The 13,516-nt window shown below is 33.2% G+C and carries 16 protein-coding genes; 3 read left to right on the plus strand and 13 right to left on the minus strand.

What is annotated here, in order from left to right; genetic code table 11:
* Nucleotides 1-129: 129 nt before the first annotated feature.
* The 5 genes from ytpR to ABID96_RS17215 form a co-directional block, all read right to left on the minus strand.
* Complete coding sequence (ytpR, locus tag ABID96_RS17195) at nucleotides 130-735, minus strand: YtpR family tRNA-binding protein (RefSeq protein WP_192603066.1); 606 nt, start codon at nucleotides 733-735, stop codon at nucleotides 130-132.
* Between the two features lie 14 nt (nucleotides 736-749).
* Nucleotides 750-1,547: a DUF1444 family protein gene (locus tag ABID96_RS17200; RefSeq protein WP_377896966.1), complete on the minus strand. Its 798-nt coding sequence runs from the start codon at nucleotides 1,545-1,547 to the stop codon at nucleotides 750-752.
* A gap of 17 nt (nucleotides 1,548-1,564) precedes the next feature.
* Nucleotides 1,565-1,882 carry a thioredoxin family protein gene (locus ABID96_RS17205; protein ID WP_192603067.1) on the minus strand — a complete coding sequence of 106 codons (318 nt, stop codon included), beginning with the start codon at nucleotides 1,880-1,882 and terminating at the stop codon, nucleotides 1,565-1,567.
* A gap of 72 nt (nucleotides 1,883-1,954) precedes the next feature.
* Nucleotides 1,955-2,473 (minus strand): DUF84 family protein, encoded by a 519-nt coding sequence (locus tag ABID96_RS17210; RefSeq protein ID WP_192603068.1) that lies wholly within the window; start codon nucleotides 2,471-2,473, stop codon nucleotides 1,955-1,957.
* Nucleotides 2,474-3,051: 578 nt separating this feature from the next.
* On the minus strand, nucleotides 3,052-4,122 hold the full coding sequence (locus ABID96_RS17215; RefSeq protein ID WP_192603069.1) for a M42 family metallopeptidase: 1,071 nt from the start codon (nucleotides 4,120-4,122) through the stop codon (nucleotides 3,052-3,054).
* A gap of 161 nt (nucleotides 4,123-4,283) precedes the next feature.
* Here ABID96_RS17215 and ABID96_RS17220 point away from each other — a divergent pair, with 161 nt between their 5' ends.
* A complete protein-coding gene (locus ABID96_RS17220; protein WP_192603070.1) occupies nucleotides 4,284-4,595 on the plus strand; it encodes a PepSY domain-containing protein in 312 nt (103 codons plus the stop codon).
* A 104-nt stretch (nucleotides 4,596-4,699) separates the two neighbouring features.
* Here ABID96_RS17220 and ABID96_RS17225 read toward each other — a convergent pair whose 3' ends face one another.
* Nucleotides 4,700-5,539 carry a YtnP family quorum-quenching lactonase gene (locus ABID96_RS17225; RefSeq protein ID WP_192603071.1) on the minus strand — a complete coding sequence of 280 codons (840 nt, stop codon included), beginning with the start codon at nucleotides 5,537-5,539 and terminating at the stop codon, nucleotides 4,700-4,702.
* A 123-nt stretch (nucleotides 5,540-5,662) separates the two neighbouring features.
* Between ABID96_RS17225 and ABID96_RS17230 the strand changes: the two genes are divergently transcribed.
* Nucleotides 5,663-6,025 (plus strand): hypothetical protein, encoded by a 363-nt coding sequence (locus tag ABID96_RS17230; protein ID WP_192603072.1) that lies wholly within the window; start codon nucleotides 5,663-5,665, stop codon nucleotides 6,023-6,025.
* 149 nt (nucleotides 6,026-6,174) lie between these two features.
* On the opposite strand, the gene trmB is transcribed toward ABID96_RS17230, so the two are convergent.
* Entirely contained in the window at nucleotides 6,175-6,816 is a 642-nt protein-coding gene (gene trmB, locus ABID96_RS17235; protein WP_192603073.1) for a tRNA (guanosine(46)-N7)-methyltransferase TrmB, read from the minus strand.
* 288 nt (nucleotides 6,817-7,104) lie between these two features.
* On the opposite strand from trmB, the gene ABID96_RS17240 reads away from it, so the two are divergent.
* Nucleotides 7,105-7,383, plus strand: coding sequence for a YtzH-like family protein (locus ABID96_RS17240; protein WP_088002602.1), 279 nt, complete (start codon nucleotides 7,105-7,107; stop codon nucleotides 7,381-7,383).
* Between the two features lie 33 nt (nucleotides 7,384-7,416).
* Here the strand turns inward: ABID96_RS17240 and ABID96_RS17245 are convergent, their stop codons facing one another.
* The 6 genes from ABID96_RS17245 to ABID96_RS17270 form a co-directional block, all read right to left on the minus strand.
* Complete coding sequence (locus tag ABID96_RS17245) at nucleotides 7,417-8,202, minus strand: phosphotransferase family protein (protein WP_377896967.1); 786 nt, start codon at nucleotides 8,200-8,202, stop codon at nucleotides 7,417-7,419.
* 143 nt (nucleotides 8,203-8,345) lie between these two features.
* A complete protein-coding gene (locus ABID96_RS17250) occupies nucleotides 8,346-8,987 on the minus strand; it encodes a hypothetical protein (protein WP_377896968.1) in 642 nt (213 codons plus the stop codon).
* Nucleotides 8,974-10,503, minus strand: a complete 1,530-nt coding sequence (gene pulA / locus ABID96_RS17255) for a type I pullulanase (protein WP_377896969.1) — start codon at nucleotides 10,501-10,503, stop codon at nucleotides 8,974-8,976. Before pulA ends, ABID96_RS17250 begins: the two co-directional genes overlap by 14 nt.
* 38 nt (nucleotides 10,504-10,541) lie before the next feature.
* A complete protein-coding gene (locus ABID96_RS17260; RefSeq protein WP_192603075.1) occupies nucleotides 10,542-11,543 on the minus strand; it encodes an NERD domain-containing protein in 1,002 nt (333 codons plus the stop codon).
* Nucleotides 11,544-11,564: 21 nt separating this feature from the next.
* Complete coding sequence (gene thpR / locus ABID96_RS17265) at nucleotides 11,565-12,122, minus strand: RNA 2',3'-cyclic phosphodiesterase (protein ID WP_192603076.1); 558 nt, start codon at nucleotides 12,120-12,122, stop codon at nucleotides 11,565-11,567.
* On the minus strand, nucleotides 12,122-13,303 hold the full coding sequence (locus tag ABID96_RS17270; protein ID WP_192603077.1) for an MFS transporter: 1,182 nt from the start codon (nucleotides 13,301-13,303) through the stop codon (nucleotides 12,122-12,124). The genes thpR and ABID96_RS17270 overlap by 1 nt, the downstream gene beginning before the upstream one ends.
* Between the last annotated feature and the right edge of the window lie 213 nt (nucleotides 13,304-13,516).

Here is a 13,516-nt window from a genome sequence, read left to right on the forward strand (position 1 = left end):
TTTTAGAAATCAATTAAATAATGACATATTTCATATTAAATTAGAAAATAGCTTCCTTAAAATAAGATAAATGTAATAAAAAAATGCTAGTTGCCCATTATAGGCACTAGCATTTTTAATATGTTTTAATTATTGATTGAAAGGTTGTCCTACTTCAGCGTCTGCCTCTAAAACTAGAATCCCTTTTTCTTGAGGAGCATTCGGTAAATCAAGTTCACGTGCAGAACAAATCATTCCAAATGAATCTACGCCACGTAGGTTTGCATCTTTAATCACTAATCCTGATGGCATAACAGCGCCAACTTTCGCAACAACTACTTTTTGGCCTTGTTCAACATTCGGAGCACCGCACACAATTTGCAATGTTTCCGTTCCAACATCAACTTTACATACATTTAATTTATCAGCATTTGGATGTTTTTCTTTTTCAAGAACATATCCAATTACGAATTTAGGGGATAAATCTAACACTAACGTATCAGTAAAGCCTTCTTTTGCTAATAATTCATTTAAAGTGTTTACTAATGGTTCAGTAATTGTAACGACTCCTTGTTCTTGTACATCAACGTATGAAGATGCTTGAAAAACATTAATAGCTACAGTTTCATTTGTATGTACACTATAAACACGGGCAATATTCCCTTTACGTTCTACTTTGCGATCTTCTGATGGAATTTGTTTTAAAGTGATTAAAAGCGTATCACCAATTCCTTCAAGATTATAAAAAATATTCACTGATTTCTTCCTCTCTACTGTTTCTTCTGTTTTCCTAAAATAAATACTGGTGTTAGCTTTTCATTTTCATAGGCAAATGAAAGTGATGTTATCGGAATTTTGCCACTTGCAAAGAAGCTCATATTCATTTGCGCCATTATATCATAACCTACGTTATTTCGAATGTCTGCAATAATTAATACATCTCCATGCGGGATTCCTAATAATAATTCACCTTTTACTTTTGATTGTATTTCTTTTAGAAATGTTCCATTTAATACTCTACTTGCATCATAGCCATCATTCGTACGTACAAAGTAAAATATGTTCTCAGCAACCGTATCTTCTTTTATATTAGCAGGCATTTTCCGCAAATTAAAGAGGGCCATTGTGTGAATCTGTTCTTTTGTATATCCAGATTTCGTTAATAGGTTTTCATCGATTAGTTGGTACGTTTTTTCTGAATCAATCGCATAGTAAACTCTTGTTTCGGCTGTATGTTCAGACGTGACAAATAAATTCCCTTCTTCTTTTTCTGTCGGAAAAGAGGTTGCACGAATGACTGGTAAAACTTGTTCTTCTAAAAACACAGTTTCAGAATGCATTGCAGCGAGAGCTTCTTCAACATAATAAATTAATTCTTCAAAAGCTGCTTCACCTTCTGATTCATATTTCGCAACCGCACTATTTAATGAAACACTCATCCCTTTTTGACTTTCTTTACCTTCAATGCGTAGATCTTCTTTTTCTCGATCATAAATAAAACGCCATTTTTCGTCTTTCAGTCGATTTTCAATCATTCTTTTGATATCTAACGTTGTTTTCTTAGCCAATTGAACTACCTTCCTTACTACGCTCTTAATCCAGCTAGGAACTCTTCAACTTGTTCCTTCGTTTTTCTGTCTTTATTTACATAACGTCCCATTTCTTCACCTTTATTAAATGCTACAAAGCTAGGTATCCCAAATATATCTAATTCTTGGCAGACCTCAATAAATTTGTCGCGATCTACATAATAAAAAGTAAAATCACTATTTTCATCAATAATTTCTTGGAAGAACATATCTAAAAATCTACAATCTGGGCACCAGTCTGCAGAAAATTGAAAAACGACATTTTCTCCTTGTCTTGCTTGTTCAAATTGTTCAACAGATGTAATTTTTTCCATTTTATTTTCTTCCCTTCATGTCTGGTTTTCTTATATTTTAACGTATTTTTATCGATATGCAAAAATGACGACTTATTCCTTTGTCTTACCATGACCAATCTGAAACTCATATTGGCCTAATAATAATTTAGAGATATGTTCAAAAATTTGAGTTCTCGTTATTTGACCGTTCGTAAAGATTCCCACTGCGCCTTCTTTACTTCGAATATCTTTTTCGTTTGTGTATGTTTCCATTATTTCTGAAAGCTCAATTCCAATTTGCAATTCTTTGATAAATTCCCTTGGTAATAATATTTTAGCGCCACTTGCTAAAATTGTTTCATTTTCATAAACAAGAGCACCCCAGTTACAAAGGAATAATCTATCATTTTCAATGATTACTCCACCTTCTAAACCAATTCCAATCTCTGAATTACCTTCACTTTTTGCATTATTTGCGCGATTAATTGCACCTTCCATTGTTTCATGGTCAGTCATCGGTTGATTTGATACGTTAGATGGGACGTTTTTTCCTATTACTTCAAAATGACGAAAAACACTTTTTACAGCTTCTACTTTAGTCGGATTTAGTGAACCAATCGTTATTTTCATAGTTGTGTCTCCCATTCGTTGTTTCTGTTTATGTTCTTTTACTCAGCTAAAAGAAGAGTGTTGAATTCCGCTTCAGGATGCTCGCTTTCCATGGGGCTGGCGCTGAGCCTCCTCGGAGAGACTCCGGGGTCTCAAGTGTCTCGCAACTCCCATAGGGGTCTTCGCACCTTCCATTCCAATTACTCTCGAACCTGCTATTCTCTGTACATACTCTAAATGTATTTAGCTATAATCAAAAAATTAATATTAACAGAGCCTAAAATAAAGTAACTATCTTGAAAGTCACTGTAAAGAAGATCGTAATATCCACCTCAGTTTGTTCTTTCCTTAAGACATTTGGCGAATTTACAAAGTCACTCTTGACATGCTAGGTCCCACTTTTCAAGTATCTCCTACTGGAACCGAGCACCTTATTTTCAAAATTAATTTCTTCTAATTACCCTTTTTACCATCCAAACGGACTCAATTACAGTTTTTCTCATTATTTCTCTTAATTAATCAGAAAAACTCACTCTAATAGAAAAGAAGCCCCTATTAGGCTTCTTCGTGTTTTGATAAATACAAAATACTTAGATTTTTTAGTAGTTACGTAATGTTTCTACTGTTGTTTTGTCAGTTAATTTTACAAGCTTAACAAGTAATTCTTTCGCTGCCATGTAGTCATCTACATGAATAATAGAAGCTGCTGTGTGGATGTATCTTGAGCAAATTCCGATTACTGCTGATGGAACGCCATCATTTGAAGTATGTACTCTTCCTGCATCAGTTCCACCTTGTGATACAAAGTATTGATAAGGAATATTATTTGTTTCTGCAGTATCTAAAATAAACTCACGTAAGCCTTTATGAGTTACCATCGTACGATCTAGAATACGTAAAAGAACACCTTTACCTAGTTGACCAAATTCTGATTTTGCACCTGACATATCATTCGCTGGACTAGCATCTAACGCATAGAATATATCTGGCTTAATCATATTTGCAGCTGTTTGTGCGCCTCTTAATCCAACTTCTTCTTGAACTGTAGCACCAGAATATAAAATATTTGGTAATTCTTCATTTTGAACTTCTTTTAATAATTCAATTGCAAGTCCACAACCGTATCGGTTATCCCATGCTTTTGCCATTATTTTCTTTTCGTTTGCCATTGGTGTAAACGGACAAACTGGAACGATTTGTTGACCAGGACGAACACCTATTTTCAAAGCATCTTCCTTATTATCCGCACCAATATCAATTAACATATTTTTAATATCCATTGGTCTAGCTCTTAATTCATCACTTAGTAAATGTGGCGGAATTGAACCAATCACCCCAATTACAGGACCTTGATCAGTCATAACTTGAACTCTTTGAGCAAGCAATACTTGGCTCCACCATCCACCAAGTGGTTGAAAACGTATCATCCCATTTTCAGTAATTTGAGTGACCATAAAGCCAACTTCATCCATATGACCCGCAACCATTACAGTTGGACCATCTTCAACACCACGTTTTACGCCAAAAATACTACCAAGTCGATCTTGTACTATTTCATTTGTGTATTTCTCTAATTCTTTTCTCATGAAGTGACGAACTTCATGCTCAAAGCCAGATGCGCCTTGTAATTCTGTAAGAAATTTAAAAAGTTGAAGAGTATCTTGATTCATATTTTCGTTCCTCTCTATAGAAAACATTTTATTTTCTTCTTTATTTTATCGAAAAATAGCATATAATACCAATGCTAATCATTGAAATGTTGACTCTATTTGACTAAGATTAGGTATAGATAAATTTTCACGTAAACTATTACATATTAGAGGTGGCATAAATGAAATTAAAACGTGTATTAATCGGTTTAGGGCTAGGGATTGCAGGCGGTCTATACTTACAGAAAAAACTCTCTTCACAGTATGTACCAGCTGAGAAAGCTTTAAAAACAATTAAACCAGTCTTCTTATCATATGGAAATGTAACTGGTACTTGGATTCATTCTGAACCTAAGTGGGCTGAGTTACCTGACTATGAGGGTGACGTGTACGAAGGTGGCTTCACGGTTGTTGAAGCTGATAACCATACAACTAATTATTCTTTCATCATTAATGCCGTTAACGGTGAACTAATTTCTGCTCAAATTGTATAATGAAAATTTAAACTAAAGCAAAATTTAGGCAAAAGCCCTTCATTTTTCGATCCATTCATCTATTATTAGAAATTGGATCCAAAATGAAGGGCTATAATTGCTGATTAGCCTTTTTGAATAGATTCTAGAATTTGCCCATCTGAATTCCACTTAACTGCTCTATACACATCGTCGTGATAAAAAGTAAACCATGAGTTTCTATTTAATCCTTCGTTCACCCACTTTTCTTTTGCATATACAGAAGTCATTGGATAATCATCATATGCCATAACCCATAATGGTGACTTATGAGCATGGGTTGGCATTAAATCACCCATATGTAATAATAATTCATTTTCAGTTTCGATTTTAATGATACTATGTCCATCACTATGGCCACCTGTATGAATGACCGTCAGTTCGTCTGTAACAGCATATTCATTTTCAAATGGTATAACTTGATTTTGAATAGCTTCCCAATTCTCTTTCCAATATGTATTAGCTGAACGAATATTAGGGCTTCTCATTTCATCCCACTCTATTTTAGATGTAATGATTTTGGCATTTAAAAAGACAGATTGGTATTCACCATTTACAAATTTCGTTAAACCACTAGCATGATCAAAATGCAAATGAGTCATAATGACATAATCGATATCTTCTACTGTTACACCATAATTTGATAAATGTTCTTCTATGCTTGAATCCTCTGTTACACCAAAGTTTCTTTTTTGTTTTTCATTTAATTTATTCACACCAATTCCGCTATCAATCAAAATATTTAATCCATTTGTTTGAATAAATAAAGGGTCTGTACGCAAAGGTATTTGATTTTGATCATTTACAACATATTTTTTTGACCAAAGAGCTTTCGGAACAACACCAAACATTGCTCCTCCATCTAATTGAGTATTTCCGCCATTCAACCACCGAATGACACAAGTTCCAATCTTCAATTGTTCCATGATTATCCCCTCCAGTATTTCTCATCTTTAGTATAACATTTTTCGAAATTACCTGAATATTACTTGTTTTACGAATCTATTGTATACTTTTGGAAGAGCTTTGCTTTTTTTAGAAGGTACATCATGAGTTTTCTATTCAACTATTTCATATTAAAAGCCGTTATCTGTTTGATATTTAAGGTTGGATTATTTTTCATTGCGTATTTTATCAGTCATTATTTTCAATTTAAAGACGCCAAAAAAATGAGAAATGCATTAAGTTATGATAAAGGTAATCAAAATTTTCTAAAACACATCTTCAAGATTATTATTGTCATTGTTGTTGAGTACATTGTTTCAGCACTTATTTGCTACTATTTTGATTTAGATTTTACTTCAACAGCGCCATTCGTTGGATTATTTATTTTAATTGCATTGCTATTGTTTAAATTCGCTCCAAGTGAAACAGGTGAAGTTTCTCCTGATGCTGGAGGATGGTTCGTTTAACAAGTCGTTCCTTCCCCACATGATTATTTCAGTAGTACTGGAATGACAGCCGTTATAGGTTCCATCGCTTTTACTTTATTTGAGTTTTTACAGATCCTAATATAAAAAAGGACTAGCATTGACAATAATTTGTCTTTGCTAGTCCTTTTTTATTTTCGATATGCCGCTTCTACTCTGTAAATTCGATTCCCTTTAGAAGAGAATTTTTCCTCATACTCAGTCATAATGTTTCCTTCAAATTCACTATTATGAAGATCTAAGCTTAAGAAATGAATTGTCATTCCGAAATTCGCCATACTCATGATTGAAAATTCGAATAATCCTTGGTTATCTGTTTTAAAGTGTATTTCACCATCAACATGTAAAATCTGTTGATACATTGATAAGAATGTTTTATACGTTAAGCGACGTTTTTCATGACGTACCTTTGGCCATGGATCAGAGAAGTTTAAGTAAACACGATCAACTTCTCCATCTTCAAAAAAGTCAGTTAGTTTTTGTGCATCAACATTTAAAAGCTTTAAGTTCGGAACTTCCGCTTCAATTAGTTTATCTAATGCATCTGAAATGACACTTGTATACTTTTCAATTCCAATATAGTTTATATGAGGATTCGCTTTTGCCATCTCAACCATAAAGCGTCCTCTACCTGTACCTACTTCAATGTGAAGTGGTTGTTCTTTTTCAAATACTTGCTTCCATTTCCCTTTTTGCTCAGTTGGATTTGGAATAACATAGTGAGCATATTGCTTTATTTGATCAGCCGCACCTGGCTTATGTCTTAAACGCATATTGTACACTTCCTTTCAGTTATCTAGCTCTTGGCATAAAATAAATGGCTTCAAATACGCCATTTTATTCTTCTTATAAAGTATTGAATGATATTTAAAGGTAAAAAAACAACCTTTAACTGTCCTTGTCTTATGCTTGTCGGGGCAGGGCGAGTCGTCTCCACTTTTCTTTTTTTCATAGAAAAAACCAAGCACTAATGGCACTCGGTTATTACGGGTATTGTATAAAATCATATTGTCTTACACAAACTATTTTAAGTGTACTTATTTAAAAAAGGATGTGGATATATGCCTTTAAATCATGAACATCAATTAACGATTTTAAAAGATATTTTAACGAATCATCAATCAGATTGCTGCGGTACCGTTTCAGAGTGTGAGCAACTTGAAAGATTAGTACAGTCATTATTAGCAAATGACCAAATTACTGATGATGTAAAAAGTAAGTTAAATGATGTTTATTACTACAGTCAATCTGGAAAATATTCATCAGATTTAGACCAACATATTACAAATCATCAAAATCAGCTTTCGCAATGGGTAACGGATATAGATTCGTTTTCTTAATTTTTGACAATTTCCGAGGAAATTTTTGTAAAATCAACTTAAGATTTTTTCAAGCAGACTTTCCATTTTAAGGGTCTGCTTTTCATTTTCTCGTAGAGTGTACCATTTGATCCAAATGATTGTTTGCGCTGCAACATACCACTTCATACGATTCATTAAATCCTCTGTATATCGAATGCCGTAGTTTCTAAGCCATTTGTCCCAATCCTTTTGTTCAACATAAGTAAACAAAAACATCCCGAGATCAAAAGCTTTATCAGCAATTATTGCTTCGTCCCAATCTATCAAATATAAATTATTCGTTTCAGTTAATAACCAATTATGGTGATTTAAATCACTGTGACAAACAACTAAGTCGTCTGGATTGAATGAAGGCATATTTTCCTCTAAGTATTCAATCCCTTTTACAATGATTTTACTTTGAGTAAATTCTTCAGTTAAATTCCCAACAATTGTTTGTAATAATTCTTGAGGTTCTAAAGGATGGATTCCAAGTTTAGTTAACATATATACCAATTCTTTTGAAGAATGAATACGATGCAAAAACTGAGCAACCCCTTTCGCAGATAACTCAAAGGGTTCTAAACTACGCGCAATAACCCATTCCTGGGCAGTTAATACATCACCATTTTCAAGTCTTCTTGTCCAAACTAACTTCGGTACAAAACCTGCTGCAGATAGTACTGCTAAAAAAGGAGAAGAATTTCGCTTTAGAAATAGTCTCTTATCTTTATTTTCAGCTATATACGCTTCACCAGTGAATCCACCAGCGGGCGAGATTGTCCATTCTTTTCCTAATATTTCTTGTATATGATCCATTTTTCTTCCGTTCCTTGTTGAAAAATATGTTTGAATTGGTATTTATTATTTACAGCAAAAAAGAAAGATAGCCTATTACATCTAGCCGTAATAAGCCATCTTAAACAAGTTTACATTGTTTGTTTAGAATCTGCAAGTAGTTGCTAATATTTTACTATTATGACCGTAGAAAGCGCAGGGATGTTCAATTGATTATGATCTACAACTTTCTGTTCAGTATCATATTTTTTCTTACCATCCCACAAATATACCCATCCCAATTCTTCTTGATTCATTGCAATTTTCATGTCATTCGTACCATTGTGGAATAGCACCATAATCCCTTGTACTCCATCAATCTCATAAATATCGGATACTTGATACCCAATTATATCTTGATGTAAGTTAATGGGTTTTACATGTCCTTGAATTTCTTCTTTTAAAGAAAATCGCAAACTTTTGAATCGTTTTCTAATACTGATTAGATCTTTAATCACCGAAATAGCATTTTTTTCACGCTCTGCTCTTGCCCAATCAATACTATTAATAGTATCTCCAGCATTATAGCTATTTTCTGTTCCCATTTTTGTACGAAAAAATTCTTGCCCACAATGAATAAACGGTACACCATAAGATAGAAGTACCAGACTAGTTCCAAGCAAATGTCTCTTTTTTAAGATGTCTTCACTTTCATTTGGATTTGAAAGTTGTAATCTGTCCCACATCGTATGATTATCATGTGATTCAACATAATTGATTGATTGGTATGGATGATTAAATAAAGATAAGTGATTAAATTCCCCCAAAGCTTCCAGTTAGTAAATCATCGAAAGAATCATTATTTCTTTTCCCTTGTACAAATCCAAATTCATTTATGGAAAATGTACTACCCTTCATTCCATCTCGAAACTTATCATTGAAAAAACCTATTTTCTTTAGTTTGTGACTTTGATGAATAGACGCTTTTTGAGTTGGATCCAAAGAGGTATTCAAGTCCCAACCTTCACCAAATAAAATAAGATCTGACTTTAAACTCAACAGCTCTTCTTCAATTTGATTCATTGTAGTCGTGTCCAATATACCCATGAGATCAAATCTATATCCATCGAGGTCATATTCCTTCGTCCAATAAATAAGTGAATGTAAAATATATCTTCTGGCCATCAATCGCTCAGATGCGAAATCATTCCCAACTCCTGTTCCATTTGATGGTAAACCGTTTTCATTTTGTCTGAAGTAATACCCCGGAACGATTCTTTCAAAGTGACTAGTTTGAAGATCATAAACATGATTGTAAACTACATCCATTATGATTCTAAGCCCAGCACTATGATAGGTAGATATAAGCGTTTTCAATTCATTGATTCTTACATAAGGATCTTTAGGTTCCTGACTATAACTACCCTCTGGTGCATTAAAATTCAAAGGATTATATCCCCAATTATAAGATTGAAATGGGTTCTCTTCATCTACTCCTTCAAAGTCAAAAATCGGTAGCAATTCAATATGTGTCACACCTAGACTACGAACATAATCAAATCCAGTAGGCATATTATTAAAAGTGGTTCCTGACTCAAAAAAACCTTCATAACACCCCTTCTTTTGTACCCCACTTAAAGGATGTGACGTAAAATCTCTAATACTCGCTTCATAAATAATACAATCTGTGTACCTTTCTATAGATGGACTAGTTGCTTTCTTAACCTTTATTGTCTTTGATAAATCAACTACTACACCGTGTTTACCATTAACAGTTACTGATTTTGCGTATGGGTCGACAGCTTCTCTCCAGATTAAATTTACACATACTAAAAATGTATAAACGTAGCCTTCACAATCTTCATTCAAAATGAATTCCCAAACTCCATTACTTTTTCGGTCCATATGATATTCTGTATATTTCTCATTTTCATCTGTCAGCAGATATACCCTTAATTTAACTTTAGAAGCAGTTGGAGCCCAAACTTTAAAAACCGTTGAATCTGTTGTATAAGTCGCACCTAGATCATTTCCCTCGTAAGCGTACTTTTCATCAAATTCAGTAGAATGGATCACTCCTCCCACTTGTAAATCTGTTCGCAAACCAAATTCATCTTCAATTTCATATGATTGATCTAATAAAAGGGTATTAGGTGAATGTACTGTATATTTAATAAATGATACAAACTCGACTCTTGAAGATACTGGTAGTCGAGTTTGATTATGTTCATGAACCAAATTAAAATAAGTATGCTCTGTCTGTTTGTTTGATTTGGGAATAATCATTGTTATTTCTTGAAATCCATCTATATAAGCTTCAAAAGCTCTTTTAATATGAAACAACGCTATTCACCATCCAATATTAATTGAAACGCTTTACTTTACTCTTTCTCTGACTCTTCATTCATTAAGTCGATATGATTAGTATATTCACAAAGAGCTAAAACGGACTTAGCAGCTTTTAATTGTCTTAACTTGATTGGTGAGGATTTTTTTAGAATGCCTTCATGCCATTGTTGATAATTTCTTCTGTCTATAATTTGGATATCTTTAGGTGGCTGTTGATAATCAATAAAACCATTTGTCGTTAACAATATTTTATGCACTGTACTCTCAATATTGTTTTTTAGATAGATTTGCTTTATTAATTTTCCCATTCGATTTAATCCGAACATTGGATTCACAATTTTCTTTTCATGCTTTAAAACTTTTTGCAGCCAAAAGTTCCCTTTGTCCGCAATTGTCACATGGTGTTCATCACCTTTTACGACTGAAATGCAATACGTATCGATAGGTCCAATAATGAGTATTTCTAATTCGATAGGAGCCTTGCCAATATATAAAACAGGACGATACATCACAAGCAGATTATCTGGAAACGATTGTAAAAAATATTTTAGTGTTTCATCATAACGTATTTTACGACCCGCTTCATTTTGATCTAAATCAATTGATGATGCCCATTTTAATTGAAAATCAAAAAGCTCGTCTAAAAATTTTTGTTTTAGCTCATCCTCTGAAAAATACTCATTAGCTACTTTAAAAATTTCTAAAATAGAGCTCATGTTATCTTCCTCGATTTGTGATGCCTCTTGTTCAAGTGTATCTGGCTCAATTCTTTTTCGTCTTCTTACTTTACTCAAAATTTTTGATAGAAAGGATTTTTCATCCTCGATAAAATCATTTACTTTTATCGGATCTAAATCTTCAATTTGAATTTGAGAATTATTTTCTTCGTCTGTAAACTCCCAATTGTTCGATTGCCATGCCCCTTTAATTTTCTCCCAATGCTCTCTTTTTAATAGAACGTATTGACTTGGATAGTGGTAGATATCTGCTTCATATCGTGATGGATAATCTAGTAATTTTATTAACTGAGCCATACTTTGTTTCCCCTTTGGTCATTAATCTTTCAATAACTTTATCATTTCAATCGGTTCATAACTTGGTTGTTTCGATGGATGAATTTTATATAACACAATTTCGTTAACATCAAATTCCACATTATTTTCATCCCATATTAAAGGAATCTCAAACTCCTTCTTAAAATGATCGTTGAACTTCTTAGCAAGGGTAATATGAGGACTATACGGTCTTTTTTCGGTTGCAAAACCGACAGTTTCACATGCTTTACTTACTCTTTTTTGACATTCTACTAGTTCATTACTTTTATTTACGCCACACCACCATACGCGTGGTTGTTTAGTGTCTCCAAATGTACCAAGATTTTGTAATTTGAGTGAAAAGCTATTAAAGTTCTTCAATTCTTCCTGTAATTGTTTCACAAGTTCATTACTTTTAGTATATGTAACTGGACCTAAAAATGACAAGGTAATGTGAAAGTCATCTTGATATGTCCATTTTTTAAAAGGTAATTGACCGTACCAGCTTTTAGAAAAACTACTCAACTTCTCTTTTATTTGCATCGGTAAAGGTACCGCTAGAAATAAATGTTCGCTCACTATGCAATCTCCTTTTTCGCATCAATCGTTGAATCTTTTTTGATATATTGCATTATTCCAACACCTATTAAACTTAATACGCCAAATAAAACATAAATCGCTTTTAGTGAAAATGCTTCTGATAAAAATCCACTGATAAACGTGCAAAACCATTCACCTAACCCTAATCCTAATCCTGCATAAATCGTAACTGCAGTTGCCTTTAATGATTCGGGTGCTTGCTCTCTTGTATACTGCAATGCAGCAGGGATAAAAAGTCCGACTGTTAAACCTTGCGATAAACACGATAAAAATACAATGATTAACGGAGGATTTGTAAAGTAAATAAACCATCTCAATGCAGAGACAATTGCTGTCAAAGTTAAAATATTATAGATACCATATTTAGAAATTAACTTTTTAGCGATTGGCATAAAAGGCGCTTCACTTCCAGCTGAAATTAAAAAAGCAATTCCTACTCCTGTTAATGTGCCACCTATTGATTGAATATATAAACCAAAGTAAGTATTATTTGCACTGATTGGACCAAATACAACAAATACAAAAACTAAGAATAATAAAAAGTTCTTTTTAGATAGCAAAACTGGTAAACCTTTTAATATCGATTCTCTCTGATTCGTTGGAACTGATTTAGGTAAGAAAAATGTGATACATAGACCAACTAAAATTAAAAATGAAAATATATAAAATATGATTGATAAACTGTAAATTTCAGCAAGACGCCCTGAAAATAATACAGCAATTGCAAAACCAATCGATCCAAATAAACGAATGGCACCGTAGTTTCCACCAATTTTTTGGACATAATTGAGTGCAATGCTATCTGATAATGGAATTAATGCACTTTGCGTTAATGAAAGTGCGATAACGATAAATAAAAGCATGCCAAATGATGTGATTGTTGAATAGAAAAGAGCTATTGCAATCGTGGATATTTGAGCAATAAGTAGCATTTTTTTAGGATTTTGAGTATAGTCACTTATCATTCCCCATAATGGTTGTGAAAATATGGCGACGATTGGCGTTAGTGACATTAATAATCCTATTTGTGAGGTTGATAGATCCAATTCAATTTTAAAATAAGAAGAAAGTAAAGGTCCTAGAGATCCAATTGCAAAAAACAAACAAAAATAATAAGCCATAAATATGTAAATAATACTTTTTTCACGTAAATTGTTCAAAATCATTTTCCTCTCAATTAACTGTGTAAACGAAAAAGTCTCACTACAGACCTTAACTATTTAAACATGATGAAAAAGGGAAAGTAATTAACTTCTTTCCCCAAGTTATAGACTAAGTACAAAAACTAAGAGATTCAGACTGACTGAAAACGCTTGTCTTTCGAGGCGCAAGCCGGATGAGGAGCGGAGTTACCTTTGACGGTAATGAGCACC

Origin of the sequence: Gottfriedia sp. OAE603 (assembly GCF_040543965.1) — a bacterium.
Classification (GTDB): domain Bacteria; phylum Bacillota; class Bacilli; order Bacillales; family Bacillaceae_G; genus Gottfriedia; species Gottfriedia solisilvae.

Excerpts from the sequence above, each read along its gene's own strand:
- ABID96_RS17205 (WP_192603067.1), bottom strand. The coding sequence starts at position 1,882 with ATGGAAAAAATTACATCTGTTGAACAATTTGAACAAGCAAGACAAGGA.
- ABID96_RS17210 (WP_192603068.1), bottom strand. The coding sequence starts at position 2,473 with ATGAAAATAACGATTGGTTCACTAAATCCGACTAAAGTAGAAGCTGTA.
- ABID96_RS17215 (WP_192603069.1), bottom strand. The coding sequence starts at position 4,122 with ATGAATCAAGATACTCTTCAACTTTTTAAATTTCTTACAGAATTACAA.
- ABID96_RS17220 (WP_192603070.1), top strand. The coding sequence starts at position 4,284 with ATGAAATTAAAACGTGTATTAATCGGTTTAGGGCTAGGGATTGCAGGC.
- ABID96_RS17225 (WP_192603071.1), bottom strand. The coding sequence starts at position 5,539 with ATGGAACAATTGAAGATTGGAACTTGTGTCATTCGGTGGTTGAATGGC.
- ABID96_RS17230 (WP_192603072.1), top strand. The coding sequence starts at position 5,663 with ATGAGTTTTCTATTCAACTATTTCATATTAAAAGCCGTTATCTGTTTG.
- trmB (WP_192603073.1), bottom strand. The coding sequence starts at position 6,816 with ATGCGTTTAAGACATAAGCCAGGTGCGGCTGATCAAATAAAGCAATAT.
- ABID96_RS17240 (WP_088002602.1), top strand. The coding sequence starts at position 7,105 with ATGCCTTTAAATCATGAACATCAATTAACGATTTTAAAAGATATTTTA.
- ABID96_RS17245 (WP_377896967.1), bottom strand. The coding sequence starts at position 8,202 with ATGGATCATATACAAGAAATATTAGGAAAAGAATGGACAATCTCGCCC.
- ABID96_RS17260 (WP_192603075.1), bottom strand. The coding sequence starts at position 11,543 with ATGGCTCAGTTAATAAAATTACTAGATTATCCATCACGATATGAAGCA.